Annotated in this window: 1 pseudogene; it reads right to left on the minus strand. The window is 40.5% G+C overall.

The features are described from left to right. Positions 1 to 410 (minus strand): annotated as a pseudogene (locus tag HCR01_RS38260) (hypothetical protein); the annotation flags it as partial. Positions 411 to 516: the final 106 nt, after the last annotated feature.

Here is a 516-nt window from a genome sequence, read left to right on the forward strand (position 1 = left end):
TCTGGAGCTAACTGCATTAGTTGCTGATAGTTTTCATCATTAGTCCATACCACTATCGGAAAAGAAAAGGTCTTCTGAAATTCTTCCCGCACTTGATTAGCATTCGTTAACATCTGTGGTAAATCTCGCAATGATTCTAAACCTACAATCATTAAGGCTTGGACATCATTCCCAAATTCTTCACGAATGGCGCGATAAAGAGTTTTTTCTGATTCCTTCAAATGTAAAACGTGAATCTTGATTTGACAGATTTCGTACAGTCTTTCTATCAGGCAATTCCCTAAATTACTATAATTACACCGCGCCCAAATCAACTTAAACTCTCCCGCTGAAGCTTGAATCGCCCAAGCTAGCTGTTGGAGCGCTCGCTCGTTATCTATGGGTTCATCTTCTTGGTGGTGTCTACTCATACTATTTCAGCAGATTTGAGATTTGGAATGGTTGTGAACTCCTGATCAGCATTTTCAACCGCTTAACTCCCTTGCCTCGGCTAAAATCGGATTCACATCAAACCAA

It is taken from the genome of Nostoc sp. MG11, from assembly GCF_014904695.1.
Lineage (GTDB): Bacteria > Cyanobacteriota > Cyanobacteriia > Cyanobacteriales > Nostocaceae > Komarekiella.